The 21988-nt window shown below is 34.1% G+C and carries 19 protein-coding genes; 6 read left to right on the top strand and 13 right to left on the bottom strand.

Annotated features, from left to right (window positions below):
* Positions 1–46 precede the first annotated feature (46 nt).
* The 8 genes from CBP76_RS12000 to CBP76_RS12035 form a co-directional block, all read right to left on the bottom strand.
* On the bottom strand, positions 47–1393 hold the full coding sequence (locus CBP76_RS12000; RefSeq protein WP_102197093.1) for a PTS sugar transporter subunit IIC: 1347 nt from the start codon (positions 1391–1393) through the stop codon (positions 47–49).
* Between the two features lie 142 nt (positions 1394–1535).
* Positions 1536–2435, bottom strand: a complete 900-nt coding sequence (locus tag CBP76_RS12005; protein ID WP_102197094.1) for an ROK family protein — start codon at positions 2433–2435, stop codon at positions 1536–1538.
* A 2-nt stretch (positions 2436–2437) separates the two neighbouring features.
* On the bottom strand, positions 2438–3874 hold the full coding sequence (locus CBP76_RS12010; protein ID WP_102197095.1) for a 6-phospho-beta-glucosidase: 1437 nt from the start codon (positions 3872–3874) through the stop codon (positions 2438–2440).
* Between the two features lie 203 nt (positions 3875–4077).
* Complete coding sequence (locus CBP76_RS12015) at positions 4078–4824, bottom strand: MurR/RpiR family transcriptional regulator (RefSeq protein WP_102197096.1); 747 nt, start codon at positions 4822–4824, stop codon at positions 4078–4080.
* 10 nt (positions 4825–4834) lie between these two features.
* Positions 4835–5644, bottom strand: a complete 810-nt coding sequence (locus CBP76_RS12020) for an SDR family NAD(P)-dependent oxidoreductase (protein ID WP_102197097.1) — start codon at positions 5642–5644, stop codon at positions 4835–4837.
* A gap of 275 nt (positions 5645–5919) precedes the next feature.
* On the bottom strand, positions 5920–8247 hold the full coding sequence (locus CBP76_RS12025) for a glycoside hydrolase family 65 protein (protein ID WP_133120395.1): 2328 nt from the start codon (positions 8245–8247) through the stop codon (positions 5920–5922).
* Between the two features lie 224 nt (positions 8248–8471).
* Complete coding sequence (locus CBP76_RS12030) at positions 8472–8678, bottom strand: hypothetical protein (RefSeq protein ID WP_102197099.1); 207 nt, start codon at positions 8676–8678, stop codon at positions 8472–8474.
* 399 nt (positions 8679–9077) lie between these two features.
* Entirely contained in the window at positions 9078–9566 is a 489-nt protein-coding gene (locus tag CBP76_RS12035; protein ID WP_102197100.1) for a hypothetical protein, read from the bottom strand.
* Positions 9567–10016: 450 nt separating this feature from the next.
* On the opposite strand from CBP76_RS12035, the gene CBP76_RS12040 reads away from it, so the two are divergent.
* From CBP76_RS12040 to CBP76_RS12065, 6 genes are all read left to right on the top strand, one after another.
* Positions 10017–11027, top strand: a complete 1011-nt coding sequence (locus CBP76_RS12040; RefSeq protein ID WP_102197101.1) for an ABC transporter ATP-binding protein — start codon at positions 10017–10019, stop codon at positions 11025–11027.
* The gene (locus CBP76_RS12045; protein ID WP_102197102.1) at positions 11024–11995 is read left to right on the top strand and encodes an ABC transporter ATP-binding protein; all 972 of its coding nucleotides are present in this window, start codon (positions 11024–11026) and stop codon (positions 11993–11995) included. The genes CBP76_RS12040 and CBP76_RS12045 overlap by 4 nt, the downstream gene beginning before the upstream one ends.
* Complete coding sequence (locus tag CBP76_RS12050) at positions 11995–12954, top strand: ABC transporter permease (protein WP_102197103.1); 960 nt, start codon at positions 11995–11997, stop codon at positions 12952–12954. The genes CBP76_RS12045 and CBP76_RS12050 overlap by 1 nt, the downstream gene beginning before the upstream one ends.
* A 13-nt stretch (positions 12955–12967) precedes the next feature.
* Positions 12968–13918 carry an ABC transporter permease gene (locus CBP76_RS12055; RefSeq protein WP_102197104.1) on the top strand — a complete coding sequence of 317 codons (951 nt, stop codon included), beginning with the start codon at positions 12968–12970 and terminating at the stop codon, positions 13916–13918.
* Positions 13919–14046: 128 nt separating this feature from the next.
* Complete coding sequence (locus CBP76_RS12060; protein WP_102197105.1) at positions 14047–15858, top strand: oligopeptide ABC transporter substrate-binding protein; 1812 nt, start codon at positions 14047–14049, stop codon at positions 15856–15858.
* Between the two features lie 221 nt (positions 15859–16079).
* Complete coding sequence (locus tag CBP76_RS12065) at positions 16080–16652, top strand: sugar O-acetyltransferase (RefSeq protein WP_102197106.1); 573 nt, start codon at positions 16080–16082, stop codon at positions 16650–16652.
* 130 nt (positions 16653–16782) lie between these two features.
* On the opposite strand, the gene CBP76_RS12070 is transcribed toward CBP76_RS12065, so the two are convergent.
* The 5 genes from CBP76_RS12070 to CBP76_RS12090 form a co-directional block, all read right to left on the bottom strand.
* Positions 16783–17847: a baeRF8 domain-containing protein gene (locus CBP76_RS12070; RefSeq protein ID WP_102197107.1), complete on the bottom strand. Its 1065-nt coding sequence runs from the start codon at positions 17845–17847 to the stop codon at positions 16783–16785.
* Between the two features lie 104 nt (positions 17848–17951).
* A complete protein-coding gene (locus CBP76_RS12075; protein ID WP_102197108.1) occupies positions 17952–19544 on the bottom strand; it encodes a cation:proton antiporter in 1593 nt (530 codons plus the stop codon).
* Positions 19545–19733: 189 nt separating this feature from the next.
* A complete protein-coding gene (locus CBP76_RS12080; protein WP_102197109.1) occupies positions 19734–20579 on the bottom strand; it encodes an aldo/keto reductase in 846 nt (281 codons plus the stop codon).
* Positions 20580–20641: 62 nt separating this feature from the next.
* Positions 20642–21184, bottom strand: a complete 543-nt coding sequence (locus CBP76_RS12085; RefSeq protein ID WP_102197110.1) for a GNAT family N-acetyltransferase — start codon at positions 21182–21184, stop codon at positions 20642–20644.
* 175 nt (positions 21185–21359) lie between these two features.
* Entirely contained in the window at positions 21360–21869 is a 510-nt protein-coding gene (locus CBP76_RS12090) for a DoxX family protein (RefSeq protein ID WP_102197111.1), read from the bottom strand.
* Between the last annotated feature and the right edge of the window lie 119 nt (positions 21870–21988).

Raw genomic sequence — 21988 nt, forward strand, 5'->3', positions numbered from 1 at the left:
TCCGCTGCTCGCAAGTTGAGCATATTTTATACTTTTTAAAAAATTATTAAGCTGTAGCACCAGCCTCTTTGGTAGCTTCTAATTGTTCTTGATCATAAAGCATCTTATCTTGTCTACGAACAAATGGATAATAAACAAAGAATGATAATGCAATTATGATAGCTTGCCAAATCATAACTTTCCAACCACCGACTAAGAATCCAGAAACAATTGGTGGAGTAGTCCAAGGAACTTGTACACCATTTAGATATGGCAAAATCCCAACTTTAATTAAGAAGTACGTTGACAACATTGAGAATGTTGGCATAAACATAAATGGAATGATCATAAGTGGATTCAAAACAACTGGTAAACCGAACAAAATTGGTTCATTAATATTAAAAATTGCAGGTACGAAGGCAACTTTACCAATAGCTCTCATTTGAGCTGATTTAGCAAAGAATAAGATGTAAACAGCAATACCAAATGTCATACCAGCACCTGTTACGGTACCGAATTGATCTAGTAATGACTGTGTAAAGATATGACCGCCCAAGGCGGCTGTTACAACACCATGAGCTTGGAAAATCTTAGCATTTTGTAAAGCGTTAGCTTGTAATAATGGACTCATGATACCACTGACAATAGTAGAACCATGAACACCAAAGAACCATAGGAATGGGATCAAAATACCAACTAAGAAGACACCACCTGCAGAATCAGTTAAACCTTGCAAAGGTGTTTGAATTGTTGTGTAAATCCATTGCGTAACAGTTTGATGTGCTACTAAATCAAAGATAATGTAAATAACTAAGAAACCTGTAACAATAACAAATGCAGGGATCAAGGCTATAAATGAGTCAGAAACTGCAGGTGGAACTGAATCAGGTAATTTGATTGTAATGTGATGCTTTAAGAACCATGAATAAATCCATCCAGTTAACAAACCAACTAAGATGGCGGCAATCATACCTTGACCACCAAGCCAAGTTCTATCAATAAATCCACCCAACATAGTAGGTGCTTGATTTGCAGAAATAACTGTCTTAGTACCGTTTAAAACGGCTGTTGTAGGACGCATGATCAAGAAGAAACTGACCAAAGCAATCATACCGGCTGGCAATGGCTCATATCCAGCATCCTTAGCCCAGTTATAAGCAATACCAACAACAGCAAAGATTGACATAACACCAAATGAAGCATTGTAAGCTTGATTCCAATAAGGTGTTAGCCCGGTTGCATTCATCCAATTAGCGACGGCAGGAACAGGAAATGAAGCTAATAGTAGGAAAACAGAACCAACCATAATGAATGGCAATGAAACTAACATACCATTTTTAATAGCGGTTATAACACGGGTATTAACAAACCACATCATACCTGGCATAACCTTTTCGTTAAACCATTTTTTCATATATTTCTCCCCTCGTTGAAAATATATAATTTTAAATTCCAACAATTTATAATTTCAAAAAAATAGATTCTAAGTTATGAATCAATTTGGTGGCCCATTTTTAAGATTTATCATTTTATTATCCTTCCTATAAAGAAAAATACTAATTATTAATTAACTGATAAACAGCGCCTATCATACCGGCATCATTCTTTAATTTGGCAGCCTTAACCTCAGGGAGATCAAGATTTTTAATACTATTATGGGTTGCTTTAATACTCTCAATCATTTTATTTAAATCATTCAAAAACTCAGTATTAGCACTGATACCTCCACCGATAATTACTGCCGCAGGATCAAATGAAACTTCCAGGTTAATGATACCCTTAGCAAGACTGTGGTAATAACTCTTCAAAACATTCTTTGCTAAAGTTTCATCTTGATCTGCTCTTTCGAAAATAATTCTAGCATCATCAATTTTTTCATCACTAAATTGATTGTATCGACGTATCAAGCCAATTACTGTAGCTCCACGAAAATTCAAGCTCCCCATTTCAACATCAATATCATCATCTTCAACAATCATCCAACCAAACTCACCACTACGAGCATGAGCTCCACGATAAATTTGGTCATTAATCACTAAAGCACCGCCAACACCAGTTCCCAAAACCAAACTAATATAGTCATGAATGCCTTGTGCCGAACCAATCCATTTTTCCGCAATTGCAGCTGCATTAGCATCGTTCTCAATCTTCACTGGTAAACCAGTTTTAGCCTCCAAAAGTACTTTAAGATTAATTTCATAGAAACCATATATTGCTCCGGCAGTTGTCAAATAGCCATCTGCTTGAACAACTCCTGGCATACTAACCCCAATGCCCAATACATCAGGAGCAATCTTTTGCACTTCTTTTACAGCCTCAACTAAATCATCCAGCAAACCCGTTTTATCATCTGCTTTGGTTTTAAAACTGTTCTTATTAGAAACTGATCCTTTTTCATCAACTAGACCATATTTAACAGATGTTCCACCAATATCAATTCCGATATATTTCTTCATATTCATCCTATCTCCGAACCATTAGTCTTAATGACATTCTCAAACCAATAAAATGAATCCTTACGATATCTTTCCAAAGAACCAGTACCATCATCTTGTTCATCAACATAAATCATTCCATAACGCTTGGACATTTGGCCCGTACTTGCCGCAACCAAATCGATACATCCCCAAGGCGTATATCCAATTAAATCCACACCATCTTCTAGTACGGCCTTCTTCATCTCACTAATATGGTTATTCATATATTCAATTCGATAATCATCATGAACCTTTTTGTCAGATGTGATCTTATCAACAGCACCTAGACCATTTTCCACAATAAACAATGGTAAATGATAACGATCGTTAAACCAGTTCAGTGCATATCTCAATCCAACCGGATCAACTTGCCAACCCCATTCACTTGCTTTGATGTAAGGATTGTCAACTCGATCATGGCTTTCGTTATATTCAAGTTTGCCAGTATCTTTTACCGCAAACGACATATAATAACTAAAACCAATATAATCAACACGGCCTTCCTTCAAAGATTCCAAATCATTGTTGGTAATATCCATTTCAAAATTCTCTTCTGCAAAATGATTTAATAACCATTTAGGATAAAAACCGTTGGCATGAACATCTGCGAACCAGAACCTAGTTTGCATAGCACGTTGGGCAAATAAAACATCTTTTGGCTTTGATGTTAATGGATAGATTGGTGTCATAGCGATCATACAACCAATTTGAAAATCGGGATTGATCTCATGCCCAATTTTCACAGCCTTAGCACTAGCTACTAGTTCATAATGTGCAGCTTGATACATTAATTTCTCATTATTCTCTCCTGGTTTAGGGATAATGCCTGAGTCGGTAAAGAGCGCATGACTTGATTCATAATCAGTTTGATTATTGATTTCATTAAAAGTCATCCAATATTTAACTTTATTCTTATAACGTTTAAAAACTACTGTTGCAAATTTAACAAAATAATCAATCACCTTGCGACTACGCCAACCACCATATTTTTTGACTAAATGATATGGCATTTCAAAGTGTGACAAAGTAATGACTGGTTGAATTCCATATTTGAGACATTCATCGAACATATCGTCATAAAACTTCAATCCTGCTTCATTTGGTTCATCTTCATCACCATTAGGAAAAATTCTTGTCCAAGCTATTGATGTTCTAAAAGCCTTAAATCCCATTTCAGCAAATAATTTAATATCTTCTGGATAACGATGATAGAAATCAATAGCATTATGGTTAGGATAAAATTCATTTGGGTCTATTCCATCGGTGATCTTCCTAGAAATTCCATTAGCACCAATTGTCATTACATCAGCAGTACTTAACCCCTTACCATCTTGGTCAAAACCTCCCTCAAGTTGATGAGCAGCCACTGCTCCACCCCATAAAAATCCATCTGGAAATGCTTGTCCTTTAAGTTCCATAATCGTTCTCCCTCTTGATGCTCTTTGTTTCTAATGCTGAATCAGTAATTTTAGAATTTTTATTTTTTCAACAGTTTCTTTTAACTAACTTACTAGCCAATTATAAAAAAGCGCTTACAAAATGTGAACACTTTGTAAGCGCTTTGAATTCTTGTACCTATCAATTGATTAATATTCCACAGTTGGAACACTATGTACCATAATCAATTTAATCTACGTGCATTATCCTGATTACGTAACTCCTTTAACAGTCCATCTACTAAATAAACACATGGAACTTGACTAGTCAGATCATAATACTTATGTATCCTAGTTTCTTTGACCTTATACGTTAAAGCGTAACGGCCAATTCTAGCAATTGGACTTTCAATATTGCCAGTAATACTGACCAAGACTGTATCTGCTGAATTGACAAAATCATTTAGTGTTTCAACTAATTCAGTTGTCTTACCTGAGACTGACAATGTAATTAATACATTGTTAGAGGCATTACTTAACTGTTGTATTAATGGATAGTATGGATCTTCAACTGCTAAACTATTGAATCCTAACGATGCCGCTTGCCTAGCTGCATATTTCGCAATTGCCCCTGATGCTCCCATACCAAAGAAAATAACATTGTCAGCGTCTAACATTATATGAGCCACTAATTTTATTGTTTTTTCAATATCATTGGGAAACACATCTCGAGTAATTATATTTAAAATATCATCGTTAGATTTCATTAAATCTTGATTCTCAGTTTTAAATGAAACCTTAAACTCAGGAAAACTACTGTACCCAATCTTATGAATGAACCGCATGACTGATGAGTTTGAGACATGTGCCCCCTTCGCCAAATCACGCACTCTCATATAAGGAACTTGTTCGTCATGGTCAACAATAAAGCGATATACCGCCATATCTACTTCTGATAATTTATCAATATCTTTAAATCCAAAAAAGGCCATATTAAATCCTCTACTTAATTAATCTTGTTAACACTTTACGATAAGTGTTAGGCATTTTTTTAGCAATCAGAACCATCCCATGATCCATTACTGAATTATAGTAGCGACGCTTAGGATTTTTGTCTGTAGCAGCTTGATAGAATATCTTAGCCAAATCTTCAGACGTTGCTCCACTTCCAATTTGATTGAACAAATTTTCTACCTTGTTTATTAATTCTTCGTATGGTGAATTTTCTTTTAAATTCTTACGTGCATTTTCAAAAGCAATTTTACTCCACTCCGATTTAGTAATTCCTGGCTGTACGACGACTGAACGAATTCCAAATCTCTTAACCTCTGAATCTAGCACATCACTCCACATATTCAAGCTTGCTTTAGTTGCATGATACCATCCGCCCAGAGGACTATATACATCAGCACCAATAGAAGAAATATTAATAATACGACCCGATTTTTGACGACGCATAATTGGTAAAACATATTGTGTTATTTGACCTACCCCAAACAAATTAACATCAAATTGTTTTTTGGCATTTTCAATTGGCACCTCTTCCAAAGGACCATATTCTCCATAACCAGCATTATTGATCAACACATCAATCCGACTTTGTTCACTAACCACTCGATCGACTAAACTACGTACCGATATTTTATCAGTTACATCTAATGCTTGCGTATGAATAGCTTGTTCATTTAAATCCTTTAACCGTTCAACACGTCTGGCTCCACCATAAACTTCAAATCCCTTAGACTTAAAATATAACGCGCTTGCTTTACCCATTCCAGATGATATACCCGTTATTATCGCTACCTTAGTCATGTCTATTCCTCCAAATCTTGTCATAATTCTATTTTAGCGTATTCATAATCCAATTAATTATGTTCTACAAAAAGAGTTCAATTTAAATTATTCTGATTTAGCTAGGGCTTTAGTGATACTAGACTCTATTCAAAATAATTAAGTATACAAAAAAAGTTCGTATTAATTGATATATTTCTACAAATTAATACGAACTATTTATTTTTACTAAAAAACATACAAGAAGAACTTATAACCTAGCTTCCCATTATTCAAAGCCACTAGATTTTTTTATATCAACTTTTTTCTACCACATAATCTAATTCAACCGTTTTACCATCAATTACACGATATGTTTGACCATGACTAATGAACTCCAAGTCTCCATCAGTAACCCCTACAATCATCTTACTATGGTCAATGCTGACTTTTACAAGACTATTGTGCCAGTGAATTTGATATTGCAGTTGTTGCCAATTAGCTGGCAAATTTGGATCTAGGCTGAGCTTATTATTAACAACCTTCAAACCACCAAACCCTTTTACAGTAGCATTCCAAATGCCACCACAAGCAGCCAAATGCAGTCCCTGACTAGCCTTGCCTATATGTGTTCCTAAGTCTATTTCGCAAGCTTTTTCATAAAATTCATAGGCTTCTTTATTTAATCGTAAATCACTAGCCATCATAGCATGCGTTGACAATGATAATGATGAATCATGCGTTGTTTTGGGTTCATAATAATTCCAATTGATTCGTTTTATTTTTTCATCAAAACGATCTCCAAATAGATTCAATAACAGTAAAACATCTGCTTGTTTAGTTATTTGCATACCATCAATTTGAGTTAAATTGTAACTTTTAAATATATCGCTCACTTGATTATTAGTTTGATAACGTGACAAATCAATAATTCTTTTAGATAAGTATTGATCATCTTGAGGGATTACACCATCTACATTGGGCCGTGGTAAATAAATTTTGTTTACTTTATCTATCCATTCATTATATGTTTCTTTCAAATTCATCTTTTCATTTAAATGAACATATATATCTGGATAATTTTCTTTCAAAGTATTGAAAATTTTAATAGCCTTTTGAATACACCATTTAGCTGTATAGTTGGTAAACGCATTATTATTAACGTGTTCCTTATACTCATCCGGTCCAATAACATTCGTAATTTCGTAACGATCACGATCTTCATCATATTCTAAGCGACTGACCCAGAACTTTGCCGCATCCAAAATAATTTCATATCCCATATTCTTAGCAAATTCCTGATCATTAGTAGCGTTCAGATATTCCATAACTGAAATCACAATATCACTAGTAATATGCTGTTCAATGAACCCTGACCAGATTTTCATGGCCTCTCCGGTGATTATATCGGCTGACCCGTATAATGGTGCCGTTTCACCATCTTCGGGCCAGGCGGCCTCCCAAGGGAACTGAGCGCCCTGATAATTATTCTTCTGAGCCTTTTTATGTGCCCCTGTTAATCCTAGATATCGATAAGCTAAAAGTTTTTGGGCAACTGCTGGATTAGCATAAATATAATATGGCAACATAAATATTTCTGTATCCCAAAAAGTATGTCCTTTATAGCCTTCGCCAGTTAATCCTTTGGCTCCAATATTCATCCTATTATCATCTGGAGTACTAGCTACTAACTGATACCGTGCAAAATTAATGGCAACTTGTGGTTTGATATCATCAGAATCTATCTTGACGTAATCTTTTTGCCAGACATTTTTTAACCATGATTTAGTTGATTTTTGTAATAATTCATCATAATTTGATAAACTATTATATTTTAATCTTTCAAGTGATAATGTTGAAAGATCACTGTTAGCATTGTTTCGATCAATACTTGTATAGACATTAGCATATTTAATCAACGTGAATTTCTGATCAGTATTCAAATTCAAATCATAATTACAAAAAATTTGACGACGTCCCATATTGATATAAGGTTTCATATTCAACAAAATCCCATCAATATAAGCATCATTTTTCACATTGAAAGCAAATTTAATATGAGACTGCTGAGTTTCTGACATCAACTGAATATATTGCCCATCATATAAACGCTTATTGCCCTCTATCATATGTTGAGTTTCACTGTTTGATTGTTGACCATCAATTCCTGATCTTATTTGGATATTCAAATTATTTTGGTCCGAACTAATTTCTACTTTTGATACAAACAAATGCTTATCACGCATTGAAACGAACCTAGAAAATCTAAAATTAATCCTCTTATCATTGATAATCCAATCAAAGGTTCTCGTCAATTCGCCATTTTTTAAATTCAAATATTTATGATAATCCTCTATTGAGCCATCATTTAAAGACAGACTCTCCTTATCAATTTTGATCTCCATATTGACCAAATCAGGTAGATTAGGTAATTCAGTTACCTCACCTGGAAAAGCATCAAAGGTCCCCGCCACAAACATATCTCGACGTTCACCAAGTTGTCGTTCCTCGGAGACTCCTCTGATACCCAAATATCCATTTCCTTGAAACATAACTGATTCAATTTTATTGATCATCATCGTGTCAAAATTATCCGTACCAATATACCAGCTATTTCTCTTATCTGTATCTACGCAAAATTTCATTTCTCTTCGTCCAATCAATTTATTTTGCCTCAATACTGGTAATGTTCAAAATATGTTTAAACTTCCTCATACATATTGTAAACGTTTTTATTTAGATATTACAAAAAGATGTCCTAATTTATTTCAAAATAAAAAAATGTACCCTCAAAAGGACACATTTTCTCAAAAGTAACAATCCTATATCAATAATCAAACTAACCCAAATTTTTGTTCAATATTGATATTTATCTTCTAGTATTGTTCTCTTTTAAATTCTTTAGAATTAATTCACTAATCTCACTCAAATCAATTCCATACAAATCTGAAAGTACGAACAATAACTCTCCGTCAATGATCTTATTCTTATCAGTTTCAATAGCACTCAAAACTGAAGTCGACGTCGAGAAGTTATAATCCTCGCTCACTGTATCAACGACTTGTTGTAAAGTCATTTCTTTAAAGAACCTCTTGGTCCTCAAATATCTTCCTATTGTCATCATATGCTAAATACAACCTGTACCTTTCATAATATATGATATTTTAACCTAAAATATAAGTTTTCCAAAATTATTGGAAAATTTGTATTTACAGTCTGTCATAAAAAAGTTCCCACGTTAAGAAATATGACTTGGATAAATTAATTTATCCAGACATATAAATCAACTATTCAAGTATTTTATATGACAGTAATAATTTTAACCATAATTGACAATTCTTATAGAAACCTTAAAAAATTAGACTATGAAAAAATTATACAAATTAAATAACAGTATAAATGCTGATTAAAATCACTTTTTGTCACAAAAGAATAGACATAAGGACCATTTTTAAGTGGCCATTATGTCTATTTTTTATTGACTTATATCTTGCCTCAATTGATTCAATTGTCCATTATTAGACAATTTCTGATATTGCTGATATGCCTGATACCAATTTCCATCGCTAACAGCATTTCTCAGCCCAGAATAACTATCATTCGTAAAAATTTCTTGAGCAGCTTTTTGGGATTGTTCTTTAGATAAAGATGAGGAATCTTGAATTAAATCAGCAGTTTTTTGTTGACTACTTGCTGCTGAAATAATCTGTGACATTTTCTTTTTACCCAGAACAGAGGCAGCTCGATCAATCTTCTCATCCTTTGCTGAATCCCCTGTTTTTTTGGATTTAACTTTCTTCACTAATTCAGACTTAACAACCTTGTCACTAGCTGTGTCATTCCCTGTTACATTTCTCAAAACATTATTTAACGGAAAGAAAAACACTATACATAAAACTAAAATAACTAAAACTGAAACAACTATTAAAATTAATGGCTTTCTATTCTTTTTACGATGACGCATATATCCACCTTTTTTCTTAAAGACATATTAACATATATTATTTGAAATAATTAAATCGACAACTTTTATTAATAGTATGGCACGAGTAATCGTTCAAGTTCAACGATTCTCACAATCTAATTTATAATATATATTTATTAATGTATTAATTAAGACATTTTGTATTTATTTCAATATTAATATGATTATTCATTCACATATATTTCTTTATAGTCCCTTCGAACTTTGCTGTGTAAAGGGTTACATTGCTTTCAATCTTTTATCCTCTCACAATATATGGCACTTTGCCAAAATTAGTATTTTTAATATTTCTTTAATAAATAATCCTTGTAAATTAAAATACAATTAATTATAATCATAACCAATCGTTACCATCTCAATTCAATCATACGTGTTTATGCTTTTGCTGTAGGGCGAATTAGGGATAAATTGAAGCCAGGAGGGGATTTCTTGGAGTCTACATCAGAATTTTTGAATATTAAAGATGTTAATACATCATTTAAGATTAAGGGTAAATATTACGATGCAATTTCACATATCAATCTTGAAGTACATCATGATGAGATTTTAGCTATTGTTGGCGAATCTGGCTGTGGAAAAAGCACCCTAGCAACAACCATCATGGGACTACATGATCCAGCAGAAACAAAAATCACTGGCGAAATTGATTTTGAAGGCACTAACTTGCTCTCGCTTGATGAGAAGGGCTACAACCAATTTCGAGGTGCCAAGATCGGTATGATTTTCCAAGATCCATTATCGGCATTGAATCCTTTAAAACGAATTGAAGATCAAATACAAGAGGTTATGGACTATCACACCAACCTCACTGCTGAACAAAAACATGATCGTGTCTTGGAATTATTAAAAGATGTTGGCATTGTCAATCCTAAAAGAACTGCTCATCAATTTCCACATGAGCTATCTGGCGGTATGAGACAACGTGTAATTATTGCCATTGCTATTGCTTGCAAACCTGATTTAATTATTGCAGACGAGCCAACAACTGCATTGGATGTAACTATTCAAGCACAGATTCTTGACGTTTTAAGAGATATTCAAAAAGAAAATCACGCTGGAATTATTCTAATCACTCATGATTTAGGAGTCGTTGCCGAAACAGCCGATCGAGTTGCAGTTATGTATGCCGGTCAAATAGTTGAACTGGGTTCTGCTGAACAAATTTTTAATACTCCTAAGCATCCTTATACTCGTTCACTCTTAAGATCAATGCCACAACGAGATAACGAAAATGATGATTTATATGTCATCAAAGGAAATGTCCCTTCATTACAAAAAATGCCTCATACGGGAGATCGTTTTGCCCCAAGAATTCCTTGGGTAAAAAGTTCTTCTCACGAAACGAATCCAATAATGCACGAAATAGAGTCTGGACATAGTGTTCGTTGTACTTGCTATAAAGATTTCGAATTTCCTGATCAAGGGGGACAAAGAGCATGAGCCTAATTGAAATCAACGATTTAAAAGTGCATTACCCCATCCGTTCTGGTTTTTGGAATCGAATCACCTATTCAGTCAAGGCGGTAGATGGTATTAGTTTCAATATTGAAGCTGGCGAAACTTATGGCCTTGTTGGAGAATCAGGTTCTGGTAAATCGACAACTGGTAAATCAGTGGTTGGTCTGGAAAAGATCACTAGTGGTTCGATTATGTATAAAGGTAAAGACATCACTAAAAAATCTAATCGCAAGGAACTCGATTACAATCACGATGTTCAAATGATTTTCCAAGATTCACTTTCTAGTTTGAATCCTCGAAAAAGAATTGAAGACATCATCGCTGAACCATTAAGAAACTTTGAGAAACTAGATGCTAATGAAGAAAAATTACGTGTTCTTCAATTACTAGACATTGTTGGGCTTGATGCTGATGCACTTTATAAATATCCTCACCAATTTTCAGGTGGGCAAAGACAACGTATCGGTGTTGCCAGAGCGGTAGCTACCAATCCTAAATTGATCATTGCTGACGAACCTGTTTCAGCTTTGGATCTTTCAGTCCAGGCTCAAGTACTTAACTTTATGAAAAAAATTCAAAGAGAATTTGGAATTTCATATCTTTTCATATCACACGATTTGGGTGTCGTCAGACACATGTGCAATAACATCGCCATTATGAATCGTGGTCGTCTGGTTGAAATTGGTACTAGAGATGATATTTACAACCATCCCTTACATATCTATACCAAGCGATTATTGGCCGCCATTCCTGAAACTAATGTTAATCATCGTCAAGAACATCGGGAACAACGTTTAGAGGTCGAAAAGATTTATCAAGAGCAGCAAGATAAATACTATGACAAAGATGGCAAGGCTTATCCATTAGTCCAAATTTCACCAACTCATTCAGTTGCTTTACCTGAGGATTTGGTTGAAAAAATCAAACATGAAGGCGAGGTCAAAGCATAATGTGGAAAACAATTCTCCGTCGTATCTTAATCATGATTCCTGAAATTATTATTCTTAGTATTCTAGTTTTTCTACTTGCTAAAGCCATGCCTGGTGACCCATTTACTGGTTCAATCAATCCCAAGGCTGACCCTGCTCAAATTCATCATTTAATGAAAATCAATGGCCTATACGATCCTTGGTATCAGCAATATTGGAACTGGGTAGTTCATTTGTTCCACGGTAACCTTGGTAATAGTTATCAATATCAAGAACCAGTTACCCGTTTAATTAGTGGTCGTGCCGTTAACACACTTTGGTTAGCTTTATTCACAACTGTTTTAACTTATTGTTTTGCTTTACCGATGGGAATGTACGCCGCTAAACATGAAGGAAAATTACCAGATTCAATTATCAGAATTTATACCTATGTAACTTACTGTATCCCCTTCTTCGTTATTTTAGTTATTGGGATCTGGATCTTTGGTTATGTTCTAGGTTGGTTCCCAACTACAGGTTCCGTTTCGTCAACAGCCAATCCCGGTTTTCCAACCATTGCTTCAAGACTTTATCACATTCTTCTACCAGGAATCCTTGGAGCTTTGTTCGGAACTGTTAACATTGTGCAATATCTTCGTTCCGAGGTTATTGATGCCAAGGGATCAGATTATGTTAGAACCGCTCGTTCAAAGGGTGTCCCTGAAAAAGACATCTACAGACATCACATCTTCAGAAATTCACTCTTACCTATTGCAGCCTTTGCAGGTTACTCAATTACTGGTCTGTTAAATGGTTCCCTATTTACTGAGACAGTCTTTTCATATCCTGGTATGGGATTACTCTTTATTAATTCAATCAGTTATCGTGATTATACAGTTATCACCGCTTTAGTTTTAATTTACGGAATCTTAAATCTATTAGGTACCTTACTTTCAGATATCATCCTAAGTATCGTCGATCCTAGAATCAGAATTCAATAAGGAGGTCGTTATTATGGAAGAGAATTTAAACAAACATTCAGACATTTCAGCGGCCGACCTAGAACGACTTTCTAAAGAAGCCCAAGATGAAGCTACTCCTTCATCTAGCAAAATTATTTGGAGTGAATTCAAAGCTGATAAACCAGCAATGGTTGCTTTGATATTGGTTGTCACATTTATTCTATTCGTTATGATTGCTTCCCTATTTATCAACACTCCTAAGATGATGGAAACTGACATCATGAACTACAATGCTACACCTGGTTCAAACGGTTTCTTATTAGGAGCGGACACTGGTGGACGTCCGATTCTTCAACAACTGATCGTTGGCGCAAGAAACTCTATCGGTATCGCTATTGGCTTAACACTTATTTCTTCAACTTTCGGTATTTGTTGGGGACTAATCTCTGGTTATTTCAATGGCTACATCGACTGGGGAATGCAGCGTGTCTATGACTTTATGATGATGTTACCAATGACCATGATGATCATTGTTTTAGTTACTATCATCAAAAGCTACAATGCCGTTACTTTGACTTTTATTTTCTCAATCTTTTATTGGGAAGGAACCTCGCGTTTGATCCGTTCAAGAACTCTTTCCGAATCTGAAAAAGATTATGTCGCAGCTTCTAAAACGTCTGGAACTGGTAGTTTCAAAATTATTTTTCGTGAAATCATGCCGAATATTTCCTCATTGATCATCGTTGATACGACCTTATCGTTCGCAGAAAATATAGGTGTTGAAACAGGACTCTCTTATTTGGGATTTGGTCTCCCTATTCAAACACCATCACTTGGTACTTTGATTGCCAATGCCAACGATCCCAATAATATCACTCAATACTGGTGGACCTGGTTGCCAGCAGCCCTCTTGATCATCATTCTCTGTTTATCTATCAGTTATATTGGTCAAGTCGTTAGAAGAGCTGCCGATGCTTCACAACGTCACGGTATTTCAGATTAACTTAAAAAATTTAAGGGAAGTGGTGCCTCCATCATTACAGACGCATCTTTTTATTCAATGCCAACTCATCTTTCAACACGGGGAATTGGTTAAAATTTAGGGTTATTAATTTTTAAGGGGGAAACACAATGGTTAAAACCAAACATAAATTAATCGTCGCCGCAGTTACTTTTCTAGCTGCTTTGACACTTGCCGGCTGTTCTAATAACAGCTCTTCTTCATCAAATTCAGCCGTTAAATTCTCAACTAATTATAAGAATTCAGACGCAACTGATAAATCAGCTACTAAGAATGGAACTTTGAAATTGGCCTTGGTCAATAATTCACCGTTCCAAGGGATCACTGATCCAATTTTGGGTTCTAATGCTTCCGATGCCATGGCTTTTGCACCTGGTAATTTGAACAATTTATTCAAATATGACAAGAACTATAAAATCGTTGATGGTGGACTTGCTAACCAAAAGCTTGATCGTAAGGCAAAAACCGCTACTATCACCCTTCGTAGCAATGCTAAATGGTCAAATGGTTCAGATGTTACAGCCAAGGATATTGAATATTCTTATGAAGTCCTAGCTAATAAGAAATCTACTACTCAACAATACTCTTCTGATTTCGAAAATATTGTTGGTTTAAAAGAATATCGTGATGGTACAGCAAACACAATTTCTGGTATTACCTTCCCTAAGGGTGAAAATGGTAAAGTAGCTGTTATTCAATTCAAAAAGATGGCTCCAAGTATGAAATTCTCAGGAAACTCATTTATCTGGGGTTCTGTTGAACCATATGAATATATCAAGGATGTTCCAATTGCCAAACTTGCCGCATCCGACCAAATTCGTAAGAATCCTATTTTCACTGGTCCATATAAGTTGGATAAAGTTGTCGAAGGTGAATCAACTAGTTGGTCACCAAATAAGTATTACTACGGCAAGAAAGCACAGATTGGTCATATTACTATCAATGTTGTTTCAATGAACAATATTGATAAGGCCCTTCAATCAAAGAAATATGATTCAGTTGTTCCTTTTGCTGCCGCATCTCTTGGTGGAACTGATTATAAGAACCTTAAAAATTTAAAAGGTTACACAAATATTGGCAAACCATCACTATCTTATAGTTACTTTGCATTTAATTTAGGTCATTACGATACTAAGACAGGTAAAAATGTTTCCGATTCAAATAAGAAAATGGCTAATAAGAGCTTACGTCAAGCCATGATGTATGCTCTAAACATCGATCAAGTTACTAAGAAATTTGGTAATGGCGTCAAGCAACGTGCCAATACTATTCTTCCTCCAATTTTTGATAAATATTATGATAAGTCCGCTAAGGGTTATACATTGAATATCAAAAAAGCCAATAAGTTACTTGACGATGCTGGTTACAAGAAGCGTAATGGCAGCAAGTGGCGTTCAGATCCAAAAGGTAAACCACTTACAATCCATTTTGGTGCTATGTCAAGTAGTTCAAGTACAGAAGCCGTTTATCAAGACTATCTACAACAATGGCACAAAATTGGTCTAAATGTTAAATTCACTAATGGTAAACCAATGGAAATGAATAGCTTCTATGATACTCTCCAAAAACCAACTCAAAATAAGATGGATCTTTGGCTAGGAGTATGGTCTATGTCATCTGAACCTACTGAGTCACAACTGTATGGCGATACTGCTCCATTCAATTACGGACATTTCGTCACAAAGAAAAATACTGAATTAATCAATAAAATGAATGATAGTACTTCATGGAACGATACCACTCGTGCTAAGACATTTAAAGAGTGGCAGAACTATATGAATTCCCAAGCTGGTGTTGTCGGAGAGCAATTCTCTTATGCATGGCAACCAGTTAACAATCGTGTTAAAGGATTTAATATTAGTCCCGCTAACGATGATTCATTCTACAGTAACCTTACATTGACTTCTTCAAAAATGAAGTAAGTCAATGGGCTCCATTATTCAAAACTGATTAACCACTCTCTCACATTACACACATAAAAATAGTTAATTAGTTTGTTTTAAAATCCCAAAAAGACTGAAGTGTTAGGATAATTCCCAATCCTAATGCTCCGGTCTTTTTTATTTTATATATCCCTAACACAAGAATTTTACTACTGTGCTATGCTTAATATATTGTTTATTTGAGGAGAGATTAATAAAAAATGGATATTGAAGAAGATTCATCTTACCAGAAAATGATTAATGGAGAACTTTATTTGGAATCAAACGACTTAGCTGCCTTACGCAACGATGTTCGTAAAAAATTAATGGAATACAATCGTATTTCTAATAATGACGAACGTAATTCCAAAATTAAGAGCTTGATGAAATCAGTAGGAGATCGATTCTTCGTTGAACCAACAATTTATTTCAGTTATGGCGTTAACATTACTATTGGTAATCACTTCTATGCTAATCACGATGTAATGCTTTGTGATGAAGGTAAAATAACAATCGGTAATGATGTTAAGTTCGGCCCCAAAGTTGGCCTCTACACGCCTCAACATCCTTTAGATCCATCGCTTAGAAGAACCGAAGCCGAAACAGTTGCTCCGATAACGATTGGTAACGATGTTTGGGTCGGTGGCGGTGCATCAATTCTACCCGGTGTCACTTTGGGAAATAATATTATTGTTGGTGCGGGTTCTGTCGTAACTCATTCATTCCCTGATAATGTCATTGTCGTAGGTAATCCTGCCAAAGTTTTAAGGGAAAATAAACCAAAATCCAAATAACTAGATTTACACTGTAACCACAAAAAAATACAGTTATAAAACATAAAACAAATAACCTAGTAATCAAAATACGATTACTAGGTTATTTTAATGCTCTAATCCTCAAAGCCAAACGTGCTTTCACACGTTCTTAGTACAAAATAGCATTCATACTAGGATAACTCTTGTCGCCTACTGTATAAACTACGCGACAATTGATTTTATTGACTAAGGATTTCAGTAGTAACTTATTATGCTCTACTGAATATGAACTACCATCGTTAAACGAAACTAATGACTTAACATCCCGATTATCTAAAGCAGATTCAATAGTACTTAAATCGTTAATAACACGATCCTGATTATTAGCTTGTTCTACATCTTGTTTAACCTTTTCAATATTAGCCATTCTCTCAAAGAGATTGTACTCATCAATACGTTTTGATAATTCTGCTCTGTTCAAATTCATAACTGATCCACGGATAATACCACCGATATAGTCTCTTTTTTCGTATGAATTTAGATAGACATCTAATACCTCTGGTAATCCAGCTAACACAAAAGTGTATCCGTATTTTTGGTGAAGGTCTTTTAATTCCTTATCTAGATACTGGTAATAAATGGCTTGGTCCTTTTGTTGCTCTTCGGATTTAGCACGGTGTCCGTGGTAACTTGCGTTTAAACCACCATATGAACCTGAATTTAAATTGGCATTAGCATCAAAGTCAGAATAGTAATCAGAGAACATAGTGTGAAGTCCCTCAATTTCAATCTCTCTTAGGCTATCCATTTCCATTACATTAATTCGATCACGACTAATATTGATTAAATAATCTGGTTTATGGACATTCTCTTCAGGTAATAAAAGATCCTGTATCAAGAAAGTATTTCCAATATGTTCTTTAGCCAAAACTGTATGTTCCATCTCACAAATTTCCATTGCTTCGTTGTTAGCAAAAATAAGTAAGGCCTTTTTGGCATCGTTCCATAATCTTCTATCAAGAGTTAAGGCATCTAATCTTTCAACTGCATTTTTCCAGTCCCGACGTGGATAATTGTACTCAAGATCTTTTTTGACGTCTTTTAAAAGATTTTTGTAAGTGAGAATATTGTTCTCTACCTGAGGAGTTTCCGGATGAATTGGTAAGATAATGCTGATTTTTGGTTCCATATCGGATGTTAAAAGCTTCATTAAGTTATCGTTTTTTAATTTCATAGTTCATCTCCTTGTCTAAAAAATCTTATCGTTATCATTAGTATATTTTTATATTATCATGATGTATGTGAATTGTCTAACAATTTGCTAATAATTTTATTTTTTTATCGTTCACCTTGATTGTTAGGGTCTAAAATTAATGATTCGGCTAATAAAAGTTCGCTAAAAATATCATCTATATATGTTTGTTCAATAGGCCCTTCTTCCGAAATATCACACAAATATTTCTGTTCGACACTAAATGCATGTAGTAATACTCTATGTTCTTGCTCATGGAGATCATCAGCAAAAATACCTACTTCACCGTTAACATTGTTCCATTGTCTCAAATATTGATGTACATTATTCTCCTGCAATTGATCTTTCAAATCGTAGATCACACTATCTCTAACTTCTTGAGATACATTTGGAATGTCATTTACACTTTTAATACCTAAACTTACCATTTGATTCCGGATTTTATAAACTTGTTTTGAAACATCAGCTTGAGTATCTCGGGGTAATATAAATCTAAAAACAATTGTAGGAACAATCATACTTAAAATAATAACTGCTGATTCAACTAAAATAATTAAATTAAAAACACTAGAATTATTTTTAATACCCATTCCAATAACAGAAAAGGCCATCGCTAAAGTAACAGACCCATGCACTCCGCCCAATGAAAAAATTATTGCATCCATTACGCTCAGTCGACTAACAACTCTTGAATAAATAAATCTAACTAATAGTGATGATATATATACTACAAATGCTATTACCAACCACTGAAATGAATGAGTAAGATTATTGTTTTGTTGAACCACTATCCGTTCTAAGCTAATCCCCAAGACAACAAAAACAAAACTATTCAAAATTTCATTCAAAAAATTCATTAATTGAACACCAAAATGCATCTGTCTAGGCGATGTAAATCGGCTTCGTCTGACCTCACTATTAAAAACTAGACCCGCACTAACTACCGCAATAATACCTGACACTTCGATTCTTTCTGCCAAGATATAAATAATGAAGGGCGTCAAAAGAAATATCAAAGTCTGCGATGAGATCACATTAATTTTTGTTCTAACTAACCATTGACGAAATAGCATGATCATAAATGCCATGAATACTCCGAAAAACATTCCACCTATTGCAGAAACAAAAAATGTTTTTGAATTATTTATAAAAGAAAATTCTCCTGTACGATACCAAATTAAAGCTGCCTGTAAGAGAACGATTCCGGTTGCATCATTAAATAAAGATTCCATTTTTAACATTGAACCAATGTTCTTAGGCAAAATTAATCCTGATTTAACAGATTCCAGTGCAGTAGCATCTGTTGGTGTACTAATAGCCACAATTATCATTGCCAAAGGCAAGGAAATTCCATTTAACCAATTAACAGAAATTGTTCCTACAATGGCAATTACTACCACCAAAAAGACTGCCGTGCTAATTATATTACGATATTTTTGCCAAACAATATAATTCATCGTCTTCTGTCCCTCGAAGAATAGAAGTGGAGTAATAACTAATAACATAAAAACCTCATTATTAAATTCAAGAATCATATGGTTCGTAAAAGGAATTATTCCAAAGACAACTCCTACTAATAAATTAATATATGTTGAAGAAATTTTTGAAAAAAATCTTGAAATAATGTTTCCTAATGCAACTGCAATTAAAATTGCAAATGTTGATTCGTATAGTTCCATACCACTATCCCCTATATATATTTAGAATTAAATCTAAGACCAACTTTTCTTTAATACTACATATATTTATTATAAATGGAAATTTCGGTAGGCCAAGGTTCAAAAATAATATAAATTATAATAAAAACGTAAAAAGAGTCAGTAATCAAAATACAATTACTGGCTCTTTTGTCTTAATACTCAAAATCTTTATCCTTGTGTAGGATTATGGAAATGAGAAGGTGCTGTATCAGGCATTAAATTCAATACCTTCATATCTTCATCACTAATTTCAAAATCTAATTTAGTATTAGCTTCAATATGTTCTTTATGGACAGCCTTTGGTAAAGGTAAAACATCATTTTGAATCACAAACTTAAGTGCTAATTGGGGTACACTGACGTTATACTTTTTGGCAATTTCCAAGACATCTTCATTATTAATCAAACCACCAGTGGCAAGAGGTGAATAAGCTTCTACCAAAATATTGTTCTTCTTTGCAAATTCAGTAATCTTAGGTTCTGTGAATCCAACGTAATATTGAATTTGATCAACCATTGGATTGACTGTAGCATCTTTCATAACATTTTCCAGATCATGAACATTAAAATTTGAAACACCAATAGCTTTCACACGACCAGATTTATAAATCTCTTCCATCGCACGCCAAGCCTCAATATTTCCCTTATCATGATTAGAACCAATTTCATTCCATGGCCATGGAGCATGGATTAAATATAAGTCCAAATAATCAAGATCTAAATTCTTCATTGTAGTTTCAAAATCTTTTAGTGCTCCATCATATGATTTAGTATGTGATGGCAATTTTGATGTTACAAACAAATCTTCACGTTTTACTCCAGAATCCTTGATTCCCTCTCCAACTTCTTTTTCGTTATCGTAAACCAAAGCAGTATCTATATGTCTATATCCGGTTTCAATAGCATCCTTAACAGCTTTTCTTGCCTTACTAGCAGGAATCTGCCAAGTACCAAAGCCAACCTTAGGTATTTTGACACCATTAGCAAGTTCAAATGTATTCGTTATTTCTGTCATAAAAACACTCCTTCCATGTCATAAAAATCATACTACCTAGAGGTAACTCTAAGTCAAATTTTTTAACTTAATTTATTATAAGAAATTATTTTTTTCATATTATCAGTTCGAGGATTCAAACTCTTTTGCATCCAAGTAACATCCAACCAACGATTAAACTTATAACCAACTTTGACAAAGGTTCCGACTTCCTTATATCCAAATTTTTCATGAAAGTGAATACTGTTTTCGTTTCCCTCTGTTATGCAAGCCATCAAATTGACCACACCTTGAGAACATAGTGCATCCTCTAATTTCTGATATAAAGCTGTTCCCAATCCATGACCCTTAAAATTACGATCCACATAAATACTTGCCTCAGCAGTCCAAGCGTAGGCAGCTCTGGGACCATAAAGATGAGCGTAGGCATAACCAATAATCTTTCCATTATCATCTTCTGCTACAAAATAAGGAAAACTTAGAATAATATCATGAATACGTTGTTTGAAATTTGTTAATGAAGGAACAACATCTTCAAATGTAATTGTTGTCTCTTTGATATATGGAGCATAAATATCCAATAAACTTTGTGCGTCATTCTCAGTAGCCATTCTTATTTTTACCATTCGATTCTGCCTTCCTTAATTACCTAATAATTGATTATTTAAACATAGAAACAAATAATTTTACAGTCATTATATGAAAAAATGTGGGACAAAACATATTCAAAGGTCGAATATATTTCATCCCACATTTCTGTTAATAATTTATATTACTTTTAATTCAGCTTAAACCTTTTAGTTAACTCCAAATATCGGATTTTTGTCTTTGTTTGAAGATATTAGTTCTAATCCATGGAATTACCCAATAGTCCAATCCAATTTTGCCAGCGTTAAATCCAGCAATAATAATGAAGTATTCCAAGAAAATATACTCAGGATTTACTGAGATTGCTCCTGCCAACATATATGAGAAATTCATCAGTAAACCAAAGAATACCGCAGCAGTAGTAAGACAGCCGAAAATTAATCCTAAACCGACTAAAAACTCACCCCAAGAAACCATTAAGCTCATACCCCTGTAATGTGGTAGAATTGCACTCAGCATATCATTAAACCAAGGATAAACAACTTTACCAGTTGGTCCAGTAACTGGATTTTTAACCGCATTAGTTAATAAACCCTTGACGGCTCCAGAAGCACCACCAGTTATTTTCTCCCAGCCAGCCATTGTCCAAAGGACACCTAAATAAATTCTAATAATTGCTAAAATGATTGATGCAATTTTACTAGTACGTAAAAATTTAACCATTTTGTTATCCCCTCTCTAGTAAATAATACATTTACTATTATAAAACTATTTATTTACATAGAATCATTTTCAGAAAAAATAGTCTACAAATATAACTTTTAAATGCACAAAAAAAGGAC

Origin of the sequence: Companilactobacillus nuruki (assembly GCF_002872255.1) — a bacterium.
Taxonomy (GTDB): domain Bacteria; phylum Bacillota; class Bacilli; order Lactobacillales; family Lactobacillaceae; genus Companilactobacillus; species Companilactobacillus nuruki.

What these genes read in the sequence shown, in the direction of transcription:
- CBP76_RS12075 (WP_102197108.1), bottom strand. Translation starts at nt 19,544, where the DNA reads ATGGAACTATACGAATCAACATTTGCAATTTTAATTGCAGTTGCATTA.
- CBP76_RS12000 (WP_102197093.1), bottom strand. Translation starts at nt 1,393, where the DNA reads ATGAAAAAATGGTTTAACGAAAAGGTTATGCCAGGTATGATGTGGTTT.
- CBP76_RS12055 (WP_102197104.1), top strand. Translation starts at nt 12,968, where the DNA reads ATGGAAGAGAATTTAAACAAACATTCAGACATTTCAGCGGCCGACCTA.
- CBP76_RS12080 (WP_102197109.1), bottom strand. Translation starts at nt 20,579, where the DNA reads ATGACAGAAATAACGAATACATTTGAACTTGCTAATGGTGTCAAAATA.
- CBP76_RS12025 (WP_133120395.1), bottom strand. Translation starts at nt 8,247, where the DNA reads ATGAAATTTTGCGTAGATACAGATAAGAGAAATAGCTGGTATATTGGT.
- CBP76_RS12015 (WP_102197096.1), bottom strand. Translation starts at nt 4,824, where the DNA reads ATGGCCTTTTTTGGATTTAAAGATATTGATAAATTATCAGAAGTAGAT.
- CBP76_RS12030 (WP_102197099.1), bottom strand. Translation starts at nt 8,678, where the DNA reads ATGACTTTACAACAAGTCGTTGATACAGTGAGCGAGGATTATAACTTC.
- CBP76_RS12065 (WP_102197106.1), top strand. Translation starts at nt 16,080, where the DNA reads ATGGATATTGAAGAAGATTCATCTTACCAGAAAATGATTAATGGAGAA.
- CBP76_RS12085 (WP_102197110.1), bottom strand. Translation starts at nt 21,184, where the DNA reads ATGGTAAAAATAAGAATGGCTACTGAGAATGACGCACAAAGTTTATTG.
- CBP76_RS12060 (WP_102197105.1), top strand. Translation starts at nt 14,047, where the DNA reads ATGGTTAAAACCAAACATAAATTAATCGTCGCCGCAGTTACTTTTCTA.
- CBP76_RS12005 (WP_102197094.1), bottom strand. Translation starts at nt 2,435, where the DNA reads ATGAAGAAATATATCGGAATTGATATTGGTGGAACATCTGTTAAATAT.
- CBP76_RS12070 (WP_102197107.1), bottom strand. Translation starts at nt 17,847, where the DNA reads ATGAAATTAAAAAACGATAACTTAATGAAGCTTTTAACATCCGATATG.
- CBP76_RS12045 (WP_102197102.1), top strand. Translation starts at nt 11,024, where the DNA reads ATGAGCCTAATTGAAATCAACGATTTAAAAGTGCATTACCCCATCCGT.
- CBP76_RS12050 (WP_102197103.1), top strand. Translation starts at nt 11,995, where the DNA reads ATGTGGAAAACAATTCTCCGTCGTATCTTAATCATGATTCCTGAAATT.
- CBP76_RS12010 (WP_102197095.1), bottom strand. Translation starts at nt 3,874, where the DNA reads ATGGAACTTAAAGGACAAGCATTTCCAGATGGATTTTTATGGGGTGGA.
- CBP76_RS12035 (WP_102197100.1), bottom strand. Translation starts at nt 9,566, where the DNA reads ATGCGTCATCGTAAAAAGAATAGAAAGCCATTAATTTTAATAGTTGTT.
- CBP76_RS12090 (WP_102197111.1), bottom strand. Translation starts at nt 21,869, where the DNA reads ATGGTTAAATTTTTACGTACTAGTAAAATTGCATCAATCATTTTAGCA.
- CBP76_RS12020 (WP_102197097.1), bottom strand. Translation starts at nt 5,644, where the DNA reads ATGACTAAGGTAGCGATAATAACGGGTATATCATCTGGAATGGGTAAA.